Source organism: Nanhaiella sioensis, from assembly GCF_046557775.1.
GTDB lineage: Bacteria > Bacillota > Bacilli > Bacillales > SM2101 > Nanhaiella > Nanhaiella sioensis.
This window is the reverse complement of sequence record NZ_JBKAEG010000001.1, coordinates 1,233,620-1,250,565: the sequence shown is the minus strand read 5'-3', so window position 1 is coordinate 1,250,565 and position 16,946 is coordinate 1,233,620. Positions and strand designations below refer to the sequence as shown.

Below are 16,946 nucleotides of genomic sequence, written 5' to 3'. Positions count from 1 at the left end.
CTCCAATCTCTTTCTGAAGTTAATAGTGAATTAGCTTAAAATGCTTCTGGAGTGTTTTATCAAAAAATGACGTATAAAAAACTCTCGTTTTTGTTCGAGCGAGCATGAATTCTTCTTTGGCTTGTTGTGCCTCAGATATAGGAGAAATAGTGATATCAAATAACTTTTCTCCATTGCTTGCTTTAATAAAGGTGATGCGAGAGCTTATATCACCTTGTAATAATGTAAAGTCACTATCCCATTCTGAAGGTATTTCAAAATAAAACCCATTTTCATAGTTATAATACCTTTCATTAACGAGGGATAGGGAGGTAAGGCCATCCCATTCATAATATGTGGTGATATAAGGAATCATCCGATAATGTATGTCCTCGTAAAAAGCTGGAACTCGCTCCTCGGCTATTTCCAATATGCCGTCATGATTAGTGTCCTCACTATTTATCATATTAAATTTGTAGAATCTAAATTGATCATTAAATGCTTGTTGTAGAGTGTTGTTTTCTACTGTAATGATCTCAGTACTGTAACTATTAGGACCAAGCGAATAATCAAGTAACACGCCTTTTTTTGATTCAGTCACAAAGCCATTAATGACATTGTAAAATCCAAGTGCGGAGTTTAACCTTAATTCATCAAGCACTATAGGTTGGTTATCCTGAAAGTTATATAGGGACAATATTGGGACTACATAAGGATTGGTAGATTCTAGTTCATATTTTACTACTATAAAATCTAATTGGTTATCTTGGTCTAGATCATCAATAACATATGTGTATAGAGGTGTATTAAGAATTTCTTTTAGCATACCCTCGTTATATTGAAATATGGACATTTGTTTTTCACTGTAGCCATTTTCACTTGTAGAACTGATAATTACTTCAGGGTGTCCATTATTTGTTAAGTCGAAAAATGTTAATTCTTCAATATATTGACCGTTAAGTTCAATTTGATCAACTACTGCCCAATCGTTGTTATTCTGTTTAAGTATTAAGCCAATTAATGTTTCAGACTGTTCTTTCTCTGTATAAAAAACTACACCTTCGTCATATTTATCGTCGTCAAGGTCTATTAAGGTGATGGTATTATTACTTTGCGTCTGCAATGGAGTAATTAATGTTGCATCGATAGGTAATAGCGCATCGATCGTGCTTTTTAAACTAGCTCTTTTCTTATCTAGTTGAGGTGGTTTCATTAGTTCGACGTTTGATTGAATAATATTACAGCCAGCTAGAAGAAAAACACTAAATAAGAACGAAGCATAATAAAACTTTTTCATTAAGGAATCCTCCTTAAATAATTGTTAATATATTCTAAATAAACTTTGTTATTTTAAGTTAAGACCTTTTTGTCGCATAGTTTGTTGTTTTACTTCCTAAGTAATGGTCACGTACATAACGAGAACTCGTGGCAGCTTTCCCTATAAAACAAGGACAACCGAATAAAAATCACTTCTTGCGGTTCTATTTAACAATAGCAACAAAGTTTATGAAAAGAGCCTAAATTAATGAAAACGTTTAAAGAAGCTATTGAATTAATATCCCTAAATTGAGGTCAGTTCTTACTTCTTTAGCACTCCATTACCTGGATAGTAAATTAAAGTGTTGTAGAAGCGATTCATCATCAAAGTTAGTATAATAAACTCTAGTATTTGTTCTTGCAATTTCTATTTTGTTTGGTAGTTCTTCTGCATCGGATATTGGAGATATGAAAATATCGAACAAAGGTTCATTTTCATTGATAGTAATAAAAGTAATTTGACTATCGTCGTCTGATAGATGCAATGTATAATTTTGTTCCCAGTCTGTTGGGATGTCAAAGTAGAAGCCATTACTATAGCTATAAAACCTTTCATTAATGAATATTAAGCCTGTTTTTCCATCCCACTGATAGAACCTAGTAATATAAGGAATCGTTGCATATGAGTTATTCTCATATCCGAATGGTATTCGAAGTGTTCCTATTTCTATTATGCCGTCATTATTTATATCCCCACTCTCGACGTGATAATCTTTCCACAAGGGATCTGGCTCTGTATAACTTCTTTGTAAATTGTTACGTAACGATTGGTTTTCAACAGTAATGATATTTGTAGAAGCAGAGCGGCTTCCAAGCCCAACATCAAGTAAAATTCCTTTTAGGGTAGGCGTAACAAGACCACTGACGACATTATAGTACGATCCTTCAAAAGGAAGTGAAATACTGTCAATAGAGACAAAGTTTTCACCTTCATAATGATACAAAGTGAGTACTGATGAAATGTCTTCATCGTGATAGATCGTAACGAAGTCTGCGATACCATCTTGATCTAAATCATCAATGACAATATTAGCTAGCTTGTCTGTATATATATTCATCATTTTTCCATTGTTTAATTTGAAAAGGTTATATTCCTTTTCTCGGGAGAAACGTGGGTATTCAACAGAAGAGCCTATAATTATCTCCGGAAATCCATCGTTAGTAATATCTGCAAAATCTAAATTAGTTAAATAAACACCATTTAATTGGATTTTATCTAAAACTTCCCAACCCTCATCCGTCTCCTTAAATATTAAGCTTATTAAGTGTTGTTTATCTTGTTCTTTTTGATAAATGATCACTGCTTCATCATTGCCATCTTTATCTAAATCTACGAGTGTGATCGTATTAAAATCGCCACTTTCTGTCGTACTAATCAATGTATCATCTTCACTTAACAATGAATCAACATAGCTTTTTAAACTTGCCTTTTTACTATCTAATTGAGGTGGCTTCATTAATTCGACATTTGGCTTAATAATATCACAGCCAGTTAGCAAAATAGCACCAAACAAGAACAATACAAAAAACTTTCTCATGAAGGAATCCTCCTGAATATATAAATAGTTTCCCAAAAGTTCTACGTATTATTTTTAAAGACTTCCGCTTTTGCTTGGGTAGTTGTTTTTTATGCTAAATAATCACTACTAATATAGAGAAAAACAATTAGGAAACAATTACAGAACTATTCCATCGGTATTATATCGAAAAACAGCGAATGAAGGGTAACAAAATAGTAACAAATTGTTTAATATGATTATGGAAAGTCGTAGATATGAGTTTATGGATGTTTATTAAGCTTCCTAGACTCGACAAGAAAGCTTGAATGATATGATGTATATTATGTAGTTTGACAATTATTTTTATTAAGGAGAGAGGAAGATGAATAAAGCATCACAATGTATTGGGATGATTTTGCAAGTCCCAAGGTCATGATGAGCAAAAATCAGTAAGTGCTTGGAAATTTGGAGCTAACCCAGACCATCTAGCTCAATTGGTGATAGATGGTATAAAAACAGCGACATGCTCTGGATTAATATTTTATGAAATTGAAAACGAGCCACTACCTGCTGTTGAAGATTATAGTATTGTATTAAATAGTAAGGCTCTTTTCGTAAACTTTGTTCCTTCTTTTACTTATATTTGAGTAGTTGATGTCTTATATTCTTTAGCGATGAAAAGATGCCACGAACGTTAGTTATAATCGTGCTTAGCTTTTGTTACGAACAACAACAATTCATGCGAAAACAGCACATAGTAAAGACGAACCTGTAGCAATTATTAAAACAGTAGAAGTGAAAATTATGCCAATGAATGAGGTTTCTGAGGATTTTGCTGTTGCAGAAGGCGAAGGGGATAGAACTTACGAATATTGGAAAGATGCTCACGTGAAATTCTTCTCTAATGAGTTAAGTAATTTAGGGATTGAATTTTCAGAGGATATGATCGTTGTATGTGAACGTTTTAAATTAATCGATGTAAAAAACAATTGATTTAACGCTTGGAATTTATTCCAAGCGTTATTGTATATTTCAGATTTGTTATACGTTATTTAGTTTTTTAAATAAGGTTCTCTTCGTAAACTTTGTTGCTATTTGTACTACAACATTTTTAGAACTCAATAATAGAAAAGATGACCTTAACGTTAGTATTTACGTGTTTATATCTAAGAACGAAAAGCAAAAATCAATGAGAAAAGCCTTTTCAAATATAGTTAGTTCGAAGAACGGATTTTAGTTAATCTTTGAACTTTTCCATAAGTTATCGTTCTCCATATCCATTCAAACGGTCCGAATTGAAATCGACGAAGCCAAATGTAGCTAAAAATGATTTGAACCGGAAAGATAATAATGGTTATGATAAGACCTTGCCATAAAGTGATTTTGGAGTATAATCCAAAGCCAAAGAATAGAATAAAACAAATTATTGTTTGACCAAGGTAGTTGGTCAGCGCCATTTGACCTGCATAACGCAGTGGCTGTAATAACTTTTGCCATAATTCACTTTCTAGCAACAGTATAATTGTCACAATATAAAAAATAGAGAGTAGCATTCCGCTAAAACTTACAAAAAAGTAGTTCTGCGCACTAAACATAAAATTTACTGATTCATGCTGGCTGTACAGATAAATGATCATAGCTAATGATGGAATACTAAGCAGCAAGGTGATGAGCTGAGTTCTTTTAAGCTGTTTTTTTAATGCTGATACTCTTCGGAATAAATCGATTTTACCAGCGAACAAGCCGAGTAAAAATGTCCCTAATATGTCTGGTAAGATTAGTGGAAGATTAACTAATAGCATTGGGACCTCGTTGGATATTCTCCAGTTCATTAATTGAACATAAGAAAATGTTTGAAAGGCATACTTTTTTTCAATCCCCTCTGTCATTGTCTCTTGAACAATTTGTTCATTTAAATCTACATCTGTGAATGATTCAGATAGTTGGGCAAATAACGCTGAGACACCCATGAGCAACTGAAATGAAAGAAGAAGGACGAAAGCCCAAATCAATATTGTTTTTGCTTTTCTACGATAGAATAGTAGTAGAAAAAAGCCTGCTATCGCATATGTATGTAGTATATCTCCATGCCAAAAAAGGAGGATGTGAAGTACTCCAAATAGTAAAAGTGCTAATAATCTTTTTGAAAACAACCAATTAACGTTTGCACCCCTCGCTTCTGCACGAGTCATAAAAATATAAAATCCTAGCCCAAATAGAAACGAAAAAATCGTATAAAATTTTGTTTGAACGAATAAGTCAAATAATAGTCTTATCGTTTTATCGATTCCTGTATATGTCATAAATTCACTGCCAGAAAAAGAAGGCATATTTACTAAGAATATACCAAAAAGTGCAAAACCTCTAATAATGTCTAATGATACGATCCTATCTTTTCCTAAAGTGGATACGCTATTCATGTTATTTCCTCCTTATATAGACATAATGTATTACAATTATATAGTATTAATTAGGAAAATGTTACAATAATGAAACTAAAGCTAGTTATAAACGTATAATAATAGACCTATATCAAATAGGAGGGGATATGATGGAAGTTTCATTGCAAATTGAACACCTTACGAAGGACATAGGTAATAAGAGAATTATAGATGATTTGACATTTGAGGTTTATCAAGGTGAAGTATTTGGTTTTCTTGGTCCGAATGGTGCTGGAAAAACTACGACTATACGGATGCTTGTCGGCTTGATGTCTATCACCTCAGGTGAGGTTCATATTAAAGGAGTAAACCTAAAAAAGAACTTTGAAGAAGCTCTTAGTCATGTAGGTGGAATAGTTGAAAATCCTGAAATGTACAAGTATTTATCAGGTTATCAAAATTTAGTTCATTACTCACGAATGATCAAGGGTATAACAAAGGAACGAATTGACGAGGTTGTTCGTTTAGTTGGACTCGAAAACAGAATAAAAAATAAAGTGAAAACCTATTCTCTCGGCATGCGCCAACGCCTAGGATTAGCACAAGCATTGTTACATAAACCATCATTGCTAATATTAGATGAACCTACAAATGGGCTTGACCCTGCAGGGATTCGAGAGGTAAGAGATTATTTACGTAAATTAGCGAGAGAAGAAGGATTAGCGGTGATTGTCTCAAGTCATCTGCTATCCGAAATGGAGCTGATGTGTGATCGAATTGCGATCATACAGCATGGTAAGTTGATCGGAGTTCAGCAGGTGAATGAATTTGTGAACGAGGGGGAAAAACTGAGAGTGTCGTTTTCAGTCGACTCTGTCGATCAAGCACAAGCAACGATTGACGCAGAATTTCCGGCTATTACATCTCATATTCAACACGATAGAGTAGAAGTTGAAATTGAAAGAGAAAGTATACCTGAGCTTGTTACAAGTCTTGTACATAAGCAAGTGAAAATATATGAAATTGAACAAAAATCAAAATCTCTTGAAGATAGATTTTTAGAAGTGACTGGAGGGAATGTCATTGACTAATATGCTCTCACTTATTAGAAATGAGAATATGAAAATATATCGTCGCATATCTACATGGATACTGCTGGGCATATTAATTACATTTGTAACCATTTTTGGAGTAGCCTTAAAAGTAAATGCCCCTGAAGCAATTACTATGTGGACATTCATAGAAGAATCAAGTGGTTTAACAGTAATCATTACATTGTTTACTGTTATAATTGCTGGTGGAATTGTTGCTACAGAATTTACACAAGGTACGATTAAGCTACTCCTCATTCGTCCTGTTAGTAGAACGAAAATACTGCTCTCAAAATATTTGTCGACGATGCTTTTTGCTTTAACGACGCTCATGCTATTATTTGTTACCGCCTTTTTGTTAGGTGGATTATTATTTGGATTTGAAAGCTTTACAGATCCATATATTGCCCCTGATATTACAGTAGAAAAATCTATGCTCGCGCATGTATTAAGCTTATACGGTTTAAATTTCGTGGACGTTTTGATGATGTCAACATTTGCGTTTATGATATCTACTGTGTTTAGAAGTAGCTCATTATCAATAGGATTGGCTATATTCTTAATGTTTGCTGGTTCTACAGCTGTCATGCTTTTAATAGGTATTGGATATGAAGAATGGGCAAAGTATCTATTATTTGCCAATACAGACCTTACCCAACATATTAACAATCGTCCATTAGTAGAAGGGACGACAATGAGATTTTCAATCAGTGTCCTCATTGTATATTTTGCTACCTTTGTTGGGCTATCTTGGATTGTCTTTAACAAAAGAGATGTAGCTGCATAGTACTTGTCTGTCCAATATGTTGTTATATGTAAAGCATCCAAAGGAAAATTGACCTTTGGATGCTTCTTCGATGATAGAGAAGCTAGTGTGTAAGTAATATCGTTTGAAAAATAATAAAGTTGTTACAAACATCATAGTTACATAAAAATGATAGTAACCGTATTCCATATAATGAACAGGTTGTGTAACAACTAGGAATTATGGAATTTTGAGATGATAATTATTAAGTTAAAGGGCAGGGTCATTTAGAATTAAGGAGTGATTAAAATTAGAAATACTTCAAAATTGTTAGGCATAGTAGGAGGTTTCTCCAGCATATTTTTATGGATTATATTTAACTATTATAATCCTTATTCAAACCTAAAAGATACTGAACCGATGATAATTACATTTGTAATGTTGTTCCTTCCTGCTTGTTTAGCAATTGTAGCTTCTATAAAACTTAAAAAACATTTAATGTTAATCGCATTTTTGTGGTCACTTCCAATCAGTTTATATACAATGGGTACCCCTGGGATTTTTGCTTTATTTGGAGTCACGAGTATTACTTATTTAATTAGTTTTCTTTTAATGATATTAGTCAAGAAAAGGGATGCATTAGGCCATTGATTTTATTCTAGTAGCCTAATTTTTAGATATTACCTTAAAAGGCTCTTTATTAAAAACGCATGTGAAATTATGAAGTGTTTAACAGGGGTGACCAAGACTCATGCACATATTGAAGTGTGTAGGTACTGACGCCATTCAAAGAGAGTTAGCATGATGACAGTACACCGTTACTCCAAGAGTGTGCAACGGTGTAGTAGGGTAGATTTAAGTGGTAGACTTCGTTATATTTATTTTCACTTGTAAATGAAAGCTTGCAGTTAAATCAATGTCATAAACATTTGCTATAGCTATTACGTAATAAAGAACATCATATAATTCCTCTTCAATCGTCCCTGATTGTTGTAAGCTTTGAACTTTAAGAATAACCTCAGACAATTCTCCAACTTCTTCAACTAGCTTAAGAAGGCTCTTTTCGTAAACTTTAATGCTATAGATCTTAAAATTGAAGATGAAAACGTCGCTTTCTCAATAGTCATCGTTTATAGAAGAAAAGATACCCGAAACCTAGTTGATTTTTGGCAAAGAAACAACATTCTATATGAGAACAGCCTTTGAGAAAGTATGCATATTTCATAGAGGATTATGGGCTTTATGTCGTAAATAGGCTGTTTCATATTTATTTAACATCTTTTGTTGCTATTTAATTCAAAATAACTGGTTTAACTTGTTTTGTATAATTGAAGTACAAAAAGGGATTCGCACCAAAGAGATTAATGCTGCCGTCCTTCATAACAAATACATGATAATGAAGACCTGGTCCTTCTATTCCGTATGCATAAAGTGATTCGGTTAAAAGTATATCATCTAAATTATTAATGTGGGTTATTAACGGGGTTCCCACAATATTATGGTCTTTCATCTCACCGGAATTATCGATTGTAACATTTCCTGTAATTAAATGAATATTCTCAAGTACTTTCTCATGTGTGAAGTTATTGTCTTCATCTAGATTTATTCCATATAAGTTTCCCTCTGAATCTAACGCACGTACTGAACCTGCTAGAACAGTTTTATTGTATCCGCTATCTGGAGCATAATCATAGCTTAAGTCAACGATATTGTGCAAATTCTCAATCGGTTTCATAATAATTGTGTCATCTAATATTTGATCTTCGTAATAAACCGTTCCGTTGGTTGTTAAAATAAACGTTTTATTAAAGCTGTAAATATTTTTGATTTCTGTATGTTGGTCTTTTTCAAAGGTAATTGTTTTATAGTGGTTATTGTTAAAGGTCCAATGATATAATTTATCATCCTCACTTTGAATTGCTATGTCTGATCCATATGCATATATGTTTTTAATAGGGAAATCAGTTTCCAAAGTGTCACAACCTTCTTCACTTAAATCAAAGATTATTTTGCCACTAAAAGTTAAAAAAATCGGTTGTCTCATATTGCTTATCATCGTTTGTACATCTTCAGAGATGCCTAATTGTTTTAGCTCGACATCCTCGGTTACTGTCCAAACCTGTCCTTTACGGAGTATATATATTGTCTTATTAGTGGGAAGAATTTGGTCAATGTCTGACATAGTTCCGATTGCAGTAAGGTGTTGAAAGATAGTCGGGGAAGTTCCAAGCTGTCCGGTCATATTATTTCCCCAAGAATAAACATTTCCATTACGACTCAATGCTAATACGTGATCTGTACCTACTTGTATGTCAATAATGTCATTCAAGCCTTCAATCTGTATTGGAGTGTCCAGTTCAAAAGAATTAGAATGAATTATATGTCCATTTTGATCCCCCCACCCCCAAACCGTTCCATCGTTCTTTAATGCAAAATTAGCATGAGTATTATGAGCTATCTTTTTTACATCGTCCAGTTTTTCAAATGGTGTTAACTTAGGTGGTGACTCATGTTCTTTTTGGTAGATTAGCCATTTTCCTGATTGTAATTTTATAAAGGTACTATTGATGTTAAATCCTTCAGCGACGTCAATTACAGTATCAGCAATATTTACTTGATTAGCAATTGGCTCCTTCTCATTACTAAATAAATTATTATTATATTCTTCAGTCCATAAAGTACCATCCGTTTTTATTGCAAAAAGAGTATTGTCAAAATTAAAGAGTTTACTCACATTTGTTATATTTGATAAAGGAGTTGCTGAGAAAGTGTTTGTATTATATTGAAAGCTGACATGAATAATCGTACCATCCTCTGTTAAAGCAAAAAGCGTGTCTGATCTTACTTCATTAATACGTACAATATTTGTTAATGAAGATAACATAAATGGTTTGCCACCTTCATTTAAATACCATACTTCACCTGATTCGGTTAAAATAAATTCACCTGATATTGAAGTGGCTTGTGGAATATCGTTTATAAGTTGAGGAAAGGCCGGGTTCCTATCTCTAGGATACTCATTTCTAGAGCCCCAAGCATATACGTTGCCATTTTCATGTAATGCATAAGATGTTCCATAATGTGATCCATAACTTGCTTCATCGATAATTGTTTTAGTTGATATTGCTTTTATATCCGCTAATAATTCTCCTTCAATGAATGGCTCCGAAAGAAGTAACGATGTGTTGCTGTTATCTTGCTTTAAAAACATGTCAGCAATGCAAGGTGTAGTTGTAAATTGAGCCTTTGGTTCTTCATCGAAAGTTTCTTCAACAATACTATTGTCTTCCTTTACTTGATCTCCTTGAGTGGAGTCAATAGAAATTGATTCCTCTTGATTTTGATTAGTAGCTTGATCTTGTTGAATGGGACGATTACATGCTGTGCTCAAAAAGATGACTAATAATATAACACAGTTAAGTAGTACTCTTTTTGTAAGCATCTTTTGCTCCTCCTTATGTAAATGTAAGCATTCGGACAAATAAATATAGGTCCCCTTTACAAATTATAGTAAATTCATTGTTAATTATATATTAAGCTATGATTTGATAAAATGATTATTTTGAGTTTTCAAATATTATTATCGTGCTTCTATTTAACACATAATCTAATGAAATATTGTCTTTTGTAAGAGGCTCTTTCAACCGATAAGAAAAAGTGCCAAGAATGCTAAATAAATACTAAAGTACGAGAAATAACAATTAACGCAAAAAGAGCTATATAAAAAAGTATAGCTAACCTCAAAAACTTTGTTGCTACTGTCACGAACTTAGCACTTCTAGAAGAATTCTGATTGCATTTCATCTAACGAAGAAAGGGTGCTTCTAGCTCAAATTTTTATACGTGTATGTTTTAGTACAATCAAAATAAAACACAAAGCTGCAAGATCATATCATTACAATGATATTTCGATGACTATGGAATAAAATGCACTTTACAATGATGTTGTATATATAAGCTCTTTTCGTAAACTTTGAGGCTTTTTCACTTACATTTGAGTAACTGATGTGTATGATATGATTTTTTAAGTTGTTAGAGAAGAAAAGGACCTGAAATCTAGTTGTGTACGTGTTTACTTCGTAAGACGAAAAACAACAATGAATGCGAAAACAGCCTATATAAAAGAATCATAGGGAGATGTTATTATGGATGCAAAAGCTTTAATCCTTCTTGATCTAAAAGAATGTAGGCGTAGATTCCTCACAGTTGCTAGAGGATTTTCAGATGATTTATTATGTTGGAAGCCTGATGTCGAAGCATTAACAGTTGGGGAAACCATTAGGCATGTACTTTTGCATGATTTCTCATGGCTTACCATCTTACGTGAGCATAGATTACCTTCTGAAGAAGAAAGGAAACAATTGTGGGGAAAACCATTCGTTACTATTGAAGGTGAAATAGCTGGCAGTAATATATATCATGATAAGTTACTATCGTATGTTAATGAAATACCTTCTTCAACATATAATTCAAAGATGATTAAATGGCCGCATAAAGATATTGAAAGGTCGTTGGGAGATACACTAGAAAGAAAAACATATCATGACGCAGTACATACTGGACAGTTACTTCAATATATGAGAATGCTGCAAATTGATCGACCTGATATTTGGGATTAGATCAGGTAGCAGTATCTGCCTTTCGCTATATGTGAGTATATTTTTTAAATCAGGTGGAGGGTTCCTCCACCTGATTTGCTTATTCAAAATCTAATATCGTTTAATCGACAGACTTATCTATGCGATTTACAGTCTCAGGTTTACTTATAGGAAAGGCAATGACGAATTTAGTACCATGTTGTTTTTTACTGTCAACGGAAATTTCACCACCATGTAAATTTACGAGTTGTTTAACGATAGCTAAACCTAATCCAAACTCTCCGTAAGGATTATTTCTACGTGAAATATCCGCTTTGTAAAAACGGTGCCAGATCATTTCAATTTCTTTAGAATCTATGCCGATCCCTGTGTCCTCGATTTCAATGATCACCTCGTTATATCCCTTCTTGCCTCTTAGCCAGATCGTACCATCAGACGTGAACTGAATGCTGTTTTTCGTAATGTTTATTAAAATTTGCATTAGCCTGTCATAATCAGCATGGATATAAATGTCCTCATCAACATGTATTATTACTCGGTTATTTTTTTGCTCTGCTTGAGTAATTAAATGCTCTTTAATAATTTCGAATATATCTAACAACTGTATGTCGACTTTATTTAGTGGAATTTGAAGTGAACGAATATTTTCATAATCCAAGTTTTCATTTACAAGTCGAATAAGCCTCTTTGACTCTGTACTAATTAAATTCAGGCCTTTATCTTTTTCTTGCTCTGGAATCATGTTATTTTTTAAACCTTCAATTATGCCACTTATTGTCGTTAATGGTGTTCGCAATTCGTGTGATACATCTGCAATAAATTGTCTACGTCGTTTTTCTAGTCGATTAATTTCGTCATTTGACTCTCTTAACTTTGAAGCCATTTGGTTAAAGTCTGCTGCTAATTCACCTAGTTCATCTAGGGTTCTATCTGGCACATTAACATTATAGTTTCCATCTGCAATCATGGAAGTAGCCTCACGAATGTGTTGGATTCGTCTAACATGCAATTTTGATAATAACCAGCTTAATAATAAAGAAATGGATAATGAGATAATAACTGTGTACAGTAAAGCTCTATTTAAAGAACTAATCATATCCTGTGTATTACTAATAGGTGCAATTAATAAGATGCCTCCTTGCACTTTTTGATCAATAACATAAGGAATAGCAACCAATGATGCTTCTTGATCAAAGCGTTGTATATCATGCTTTATAACTACTGTTTCGCCGTTGGATATTTGCTGTAATTCTTTTTCGTCTAACTGTATTTGTTTAAAACGATCAACAAAGGGTGATAGAATGGATCCTTTATTATCAAACATGATTAATCGAATGTTTCTTGCCCTTAATACTTCGTTATATTGCTTTAAAGGTTTCTCAGTCTCAATGCTGCTTTGGTCTATAACACTTAAAATTTCATCACCAAATGACAGTAATTCATCAACTTTGTTTTGGAATATTAAGTTTTCGACAAAGTGAGTAAATAACAAACTTAAAATTAACAATGCAATAATTAAAATACTAATGTGACTTCCAATAAGTTGATATATATATTTAATTCTCATTACTTTCAACCAATTCATCAAATTTATAACCTACACCCCATACTGTGTGGAAAAAAGGACGCGAGTTGGTACCTAGTTTTTTGCGTAATCTTTTAATATGTACATCAACAGTTCTTTCGTCACCATAATATTGATAGCCCCAAACTTTTTCTAATAAATGCTCTCTTGAAAACACTTGTCTTGGATGTTGAATAAAGAAGTACAAAAGATCAAATTCTTTTGGTGTTAAATTTGAAATTAATGTATCATCTAAAAATACTTCACGTGTATTTTTATTTATTTTTACAAAGTCAGTTTGAATCTCATCCGTTTCAATACTTTGAGGTTGTCCTTGATGATATCTGCGGGTAACTGCTTTTATGCGTGCCATGAGTGTAAGTGGACTAAATGGTTTCGTTACATAGTCATCAGCTCCCATATCCAAACCTAGTACTTGATCTGACTCACTATCTTTAGCTGTTAACATAATGATAGGAACGGTACTTTGCTCTTCTCTTATTTTGCGACAAATACTTACACCGTCCATATGTGGAAGCATCCAATCGATAATCAGCAAGTCCCAATTTTCTTTTTTGAATTGGTGATAGCCTTCTAGTCCATCATTTACAAATTTTCCAGACAACCCTTCTTTTGAAAAAAACATTTCTAGCATAGAGCAAACACTTTCATTATCCTCGATGACTAGAATCTTCATCTTACACCTCCACTAAAAATTACTTTATTTAAAGTTAAATTGAATAATGACTATTTTCAACCTCTATGTAAAATATTTCGTTTTCGTTAAAGGTTACGAAATAGTTCATTCATAGTTTGGACATATATAGGCGTTAAGATTTATACATCCACATAAAAAAGTCCAAAGATTGGAGGAGATTATCAATTATTAATAATTGCTTTTTTTGTTACTTTTACAAACTAGAATAACTAGAAAAGGTATGGGATTATCCTCGTTTTTACTATGAACGCTAGTTTTGTGCGTTGTAAAAGTAATACGAAAACATCCCTAAAAAAAAACAGACATATTAATTAGATATAAATAATTGCAAATGATTAGGAGGAGTAAGAATGAATTTCTTAAAACGTGCTTTCTTGAGTGTAACTGCTCGTAAAGGAAAAAGTATGTTACTAGTATTTGTTTTTTCAGTGATTTGTGTTTTAGTACTGGCCGGTCTATCCATTCAAACTGCAGCCCAAAAATCTAGCGAATTAGCAAGACAACAATTAGGTGGAGAGGTCACCTTACAAGTCGATAGAGAAAAGCTTATGGCAGAAGGAGGACAACAACAAAGTGAAGGTAGACAGCAAGGGCGTATGCAATCTGTCCCAGTTCCAGTAGAATCTGCTACAGCATTGTTATCATTAGATAACATAAAAGGATATAACTATTATTCTTCTGCATCTGGGTTGGCTGAGAATTTTGAACCGATTGTAAGTGAAACGATTGATGAAGAGGAAACTAATACAGGACAAGGGGGCTTTAATAACCCTGGAAATATGCGTGGAGTCCAGGCAGATATAAGTGTTCAAGGGGTATTATTTACAGATTCGGTGGAGACCTTTTTAAATGATGAAGCATCGATTGTTGAAGGTCGCCATTTGACGGAAGAGGACATAGGTGAGGACGTTGCAGTAATAGAACAAAATTTAGCTATAGCAAATGATTTAGCTATTGGTGACACGTTAACGATTCAAAGAACAGATGAAACTAGCTCGGTAATGCTCGAGATTGTCGGAATCTATGAAACAACAGAACTAGTAGATGATCAAGCAGCAAGTTTCGATTTTTTGAACCCATATAACAGAGTATACACACCTTATACTACTGCTTCTAGCTTGAAGAGTGAAGACTATGAAGACGCTATAGATTACGCAGTATATTTTATGGACGACCCTGCAAATATTCAAAGCTTTATTGATGAAGCATCTCTTGAAAGTACTATCGATTTTGATGTTTTTAAGCTAGATGCTAACGATCAATTATATGAACAGATGATTGGTCCTATAGAAAATGTTGCATCATTCTCAACCAATGTTGTTTATTTAGTAACGATTGCCGGTGCAATTATTTTAGGGTTAATTGTCATGATGTCAATTCGTGAACGAAAATATGAAATGGGTGTTTTATTAGCAATAGGTGAGAAAAAATGGAAGCTAATGGGACAATTCCTAGTAGAAATTTTAGTTGTAGCAGTTATAGCACTCGGTATATCTGCTGTAAGTGGAAATGTCCTAGCAGGACAAATAGGTGACCAGCTGTTATCACAAGAAATACAACAATCTGAAGAAACAGCCTCAAACCCTGCTTCTTTCGGACAGAGAATGCCAAGGCAAGTACAACAACAAATAGATGTTGAGCCAGTTGATGAGTTACAAATTGATGTGACAGCCGGAGATTTAAGTATGCTAGGGGTGATTGGCTTATTAATTGCAATATTATCAACGTTAATTCCATCTATGTCAATATTAAGCCTTCAGCCAAAAACAATTTTATCAAGGCAAGATTAACTGAGGAGGAAATAAAATGGGTGCCCTATTGGAATTTATAGACGTAAATTATTGGTATGAACATGAAAATGAAAAGCAGACAATCTTAAATAATGTTAATGTAAGTTTTGAAAAGGGGAATTTTTATTCGATAGTTGGACCTTCTGGCTCAGGTAAAACAACCTTTTTAGCTATGGCGAGTGCACTAGATATGCCGAAAAATGGGAAAATATTATATGAAGGAAAAGATATAAAAAAAATTGGTTTATCTAACTTTAGAAACAAATATGTGTCGATCGTCTTTCAGTCATATAATTTACTACCTTATATGACAGCTATTCAAAATGTTATAACCGCAATGGAGATTACTGGATCAGATGAAGCAAATAAAAGAGATTTTGCACTGAGTATGCTTAAAAAGGTAGGTATTACTGAAAAACAAGCTGGACAAAAGGTGCTTACGTTAAGTGGGGGACAGCAACAGCGTGTTTCTATTGCACGGGCACTGAGTTGTAAATCAGATTTAATAGTCGCTGATGAGCCTACTGGAAATTTGGATGAAAAGACTGCTAAAGATATCGTTAAACTATTTCAAGATTTAGCACATGAAGAGGAAAAATGCGTCATCGTTGTTACACATGATAACAATATTGCAAATGTTTCAGATGTTACAGTGAGAATTTCAAAAGGTAACTTTAGAGTCATATATAACAATCAAACTTCTTCAATTAAGTAAGTAGCAAGTTGCTCCCCACTAATCTTTAGAGGAGCAACTTTTTTTCTATGTAATTTCTCTTAAATTGAATAAGTTAGCCACTCGCCCTTAACTCCACCCATTTTTTTATAGAAGTTTTGAGCACGGGTATTATCAGGTGCTGTCTCCCAAGACATAAAAGCAAAGTTATTTGTATCCTTGTAATCTACACACTTTTGAAAAAGCTTCTCTGCAACCCCAGTTCCTCGATAGTTATTTCTTACATATAAATCATTTAGTACGACAACCTTTTGTGCACTTAATGTACTGTATGAAAAGTATAATGTCGCAAAACCAATTAATTCTCCATGGTGCTCTGCGACAAATTGGATTCCTTCTTTTTGTTGAGTGAGCATATTTATTAGGTTGTCGATCTTACTTGATGGTGGCTGCTCCTTATGATAAAAATCACAAATATACTCAAGCATTAAAGCTTTTATTTGTTCGTTGTCCTCTACATGCATTGGTCGGATAATAGTTTGGTTCATCATATCCATCTCACATTTCACTCCCTTTTTAAATTAGTAGTTT

General features: G+C 33.4%; 14 protein-coding genes and 2 pseudogenes. 7 read left to right on the top strand and 9 right to left on the bottom strand.

Annotation, left to right across the window (positions count from 1 at the left end; genetic code table 11):
- Nucleotides 1-19: 19 nt before the first annotated feature.
- Together V1503_RS05775 and V1503_RS05770 are read right to left on the bottom strand one after the other, a co-directional pair.
- Nucleotides 20-1,276 (bottom strand): hypothetical protein, encoded by a 1,257-nt coding sequence (locus V1503_RS05775; RefSeq protein ID WP_410625509.1) that lies wholly within the window; start codon nt 1,274-1,276, stop codon nt 20-22.
- A 301-nt stretch (nt 1,277-1,577) separates the two neighbouring features.
- Nucleotides 1,578-2,834, bottom strand: coding sequence for a hypothetical protein (locus V1503_RS05770; RefSeq protein ID WP_214483572.1), 1,257 nt, complete (start codon nt 2,832-2,834; stop codon nt 1,578-1,580).
- 404 nt (nt 2,835-3,238) lie between these two features.
- Here V1503_RS05770 and V1503_RS05765 point away from each other — a divergent pair.
- Both V1503_RS05765 and V1503_RS05760 read left to right on the top strand, forming a co-directional pair.
- Nucleotides 3,239-3,397 (top strand): annotated as a pseudogene (locus V1503_RS05765) (ASCH domain-containing protein); the annotation flags it as partial.
- 157 nt (nt 3,398-3,554) lie between these two features.
- Nucleotides 3,555-3,788 (top strand): annotated as a pseudogene (locus V1503_RS05760) (ASCH domain-containing protein); the annotation flags it as partial.
- 221 nt (nt 3,789-4,009) lie between these two features.
- Here V1503_RS05760 and V1503_RS05755 read toward each other — a convergent pair.
- Nucleotides 4,010-5,215, bottom strand: coding sequence for a DUF418 domain-containing protein (locus V1503_RS05755; RefSeq protein WP_410625507.1), 1,206 nt, complete (start codon nt 5,213-5,215; stop codon nt 4,010-4,012).
- Nucleotides 5,216-5,346: 131 nt separating this feature from the next.
- On the opposite strand from V1503_RS05755, the gene V1503_RS05750 reads away from it, so the two are divergent.
- Together V1503_RS05750 and V1503_RS05745 are read left to right on the top strand one after the other, a co-directional pair.
- Nucleotides 5,347-6,267: an ABC transporter ATP-binding protein gene (locus V1503_RS05750; protein WP_410625505.1), complete on the top strand. Its 921-nt coding sequence runs from the start codon at nt 5,347-5,349 to the stop codon at nt 6,265-6,267.
- 1 nt (nt 6,268) lies between these two features.
- The gene (locus V1503_RS05745; protein WP_410629390.1) at nt 6,269-7,054 is read left to right on the top strand and encodes an ABC transporter permease; all 786 of its coding nucleotides are present in this window, start codon (nt 6,269-6,271) and stop codon (nt 7,052-7,054) included.
- A 350-nt stretch (nt 7,055-7,404) separates the two neighbouring features.
- On the opposite strand, the gene V1503_RS05740 is transcribed toward V1503_RS05745, so the two are convergent.
- From V1503_RS05740 to V1503_RS05730, 3 genes are all read right to left on the bottom strand, one after another.
- Nucleotides 7,405-7,593, bottom strand: a complete 189-nt coding sequence (locus V1503_RS05740) for a hypothetical protein (protein WP_214483566.1) — start codon at nt 7,591-7,593, stop codon at nt 7,405-7,407.
- Nucleotides 7,594-7,867: 274 nt separating this feature from the next.
- The gene (locus V1503_RS05735) at nt 7,868-8,089 is read right to left on the bottom strand and encodes a MazG nucleotide pyrophosphohydrolase domain-containing protein (RefSeq protein WP_410629389.1); all 222 of its coding nucleotides are present in this window, start codon (nt 8,087-8,089) and stop codon (nt 7,868-7,870) included.
- Between the two features lie 214 nt (nt 8,090-8,303).
- Complete coding sequence (locus V1503_RS05730; RefSeq protein WP_410625502.1) at nt 8,304-10,454, bottom strand: RCC1 domain-containing protein; 2,151 nt, start codon at nt 10,452-10,454, stop codon at nt 8,304-8,306.
- 703 nt (nt 10,455-11,157) lie between these two features.
- Here V1503_RS05730 and V1503_RS05725 point away from each other — a divergent pair.
- Nucleotides 11,158-11,631 carry a DinB family protein gene (locus tag V1503_RS05725; protein ID WP_410625500.1) on the top strand — a complete coding sequence of 158 codons (474 nt, stop codon included), beginning with the start codon at nt 11,158-11,160 and terminating at the stop codon, nt 11,629-11,631.
- A 100-nt stretch (nt 11,632-11,731) separates the two neighbouring features.
- Here the strand turns inward: V1503_RS05725 and V1503_RS05720 are convergent, their stop codons facing one another.
- Nucleotides 11,732-13,177 carry a sensor histidine kinase gene (locus tag V1503_RS05720; protein WP_410629388.1) on the bottom strand — a complete coding sequence of 482 codons (1,446 nt, stop codon included), beginning with the start codon at nt 13,175-13,177 and terminating at the stop codon, nt 11,732-11,734.
- On the bottom strand, nt 13,167-13,871 hold the full coding sequence (locus tag V1503_RS05715) for a response regulator transcription factor (RefSeq protein ID WP_320258799.1): 705 nt from the start codon (nt 13,869-13,871) through the stop codon (nt 13,167-13,169). The genes V1503_RS05720 and V1503_RS05715 overlap by 11 nt, the downstream gene beginning before the upstream one ends.
- Nucleotides 13,872-14,242: 371 nt before the next feature.
- Between V1503_RS05715 and V1503_RS05710 the strand changes: the two genes are divergently transcribed.
- Nucleotides 14,243-15,682, top strand: coding sequence for an ABC transporter permease (locus tag V1503_RS05710; RefSeq protein WP_410625498.1), 1,440 nt, complete (start codon nt 14,243-14,245; stop codon nt 15,680-15,682).
- 16 nt (nt 15,683-15,698) lie between these two features.
- Nucleotides 15,699-16,397, top strand: a complete 699-nt coding sequence (locus V1503_RS05705) for an ABC transporter ATP-binding protein (protein WP_214483560.1) — start codon at nt 15,699-15,701, stop codon at nt 16,395-16,397.
- 59 nt (nt 16,398-16,456) lie between these two features.
- Here V1503_RS05705 and V1503_RS05700 read toward each other — a convergent pair whose 3' ends face one another.
- Nucleotides 16,457-16,912 (bottom strand): GNAT family N-acetyltransferase, encoded by a 456-nt coding sequence (locus V1503_RS05700; protein ID WP_410625495.1) that lies wholly within the window; start codon nt 16,910-16,912, stop codon nt 16,457-16,459.
- Nucleotides 16,913-16,946: the final 34 nt, after the last annotated feature.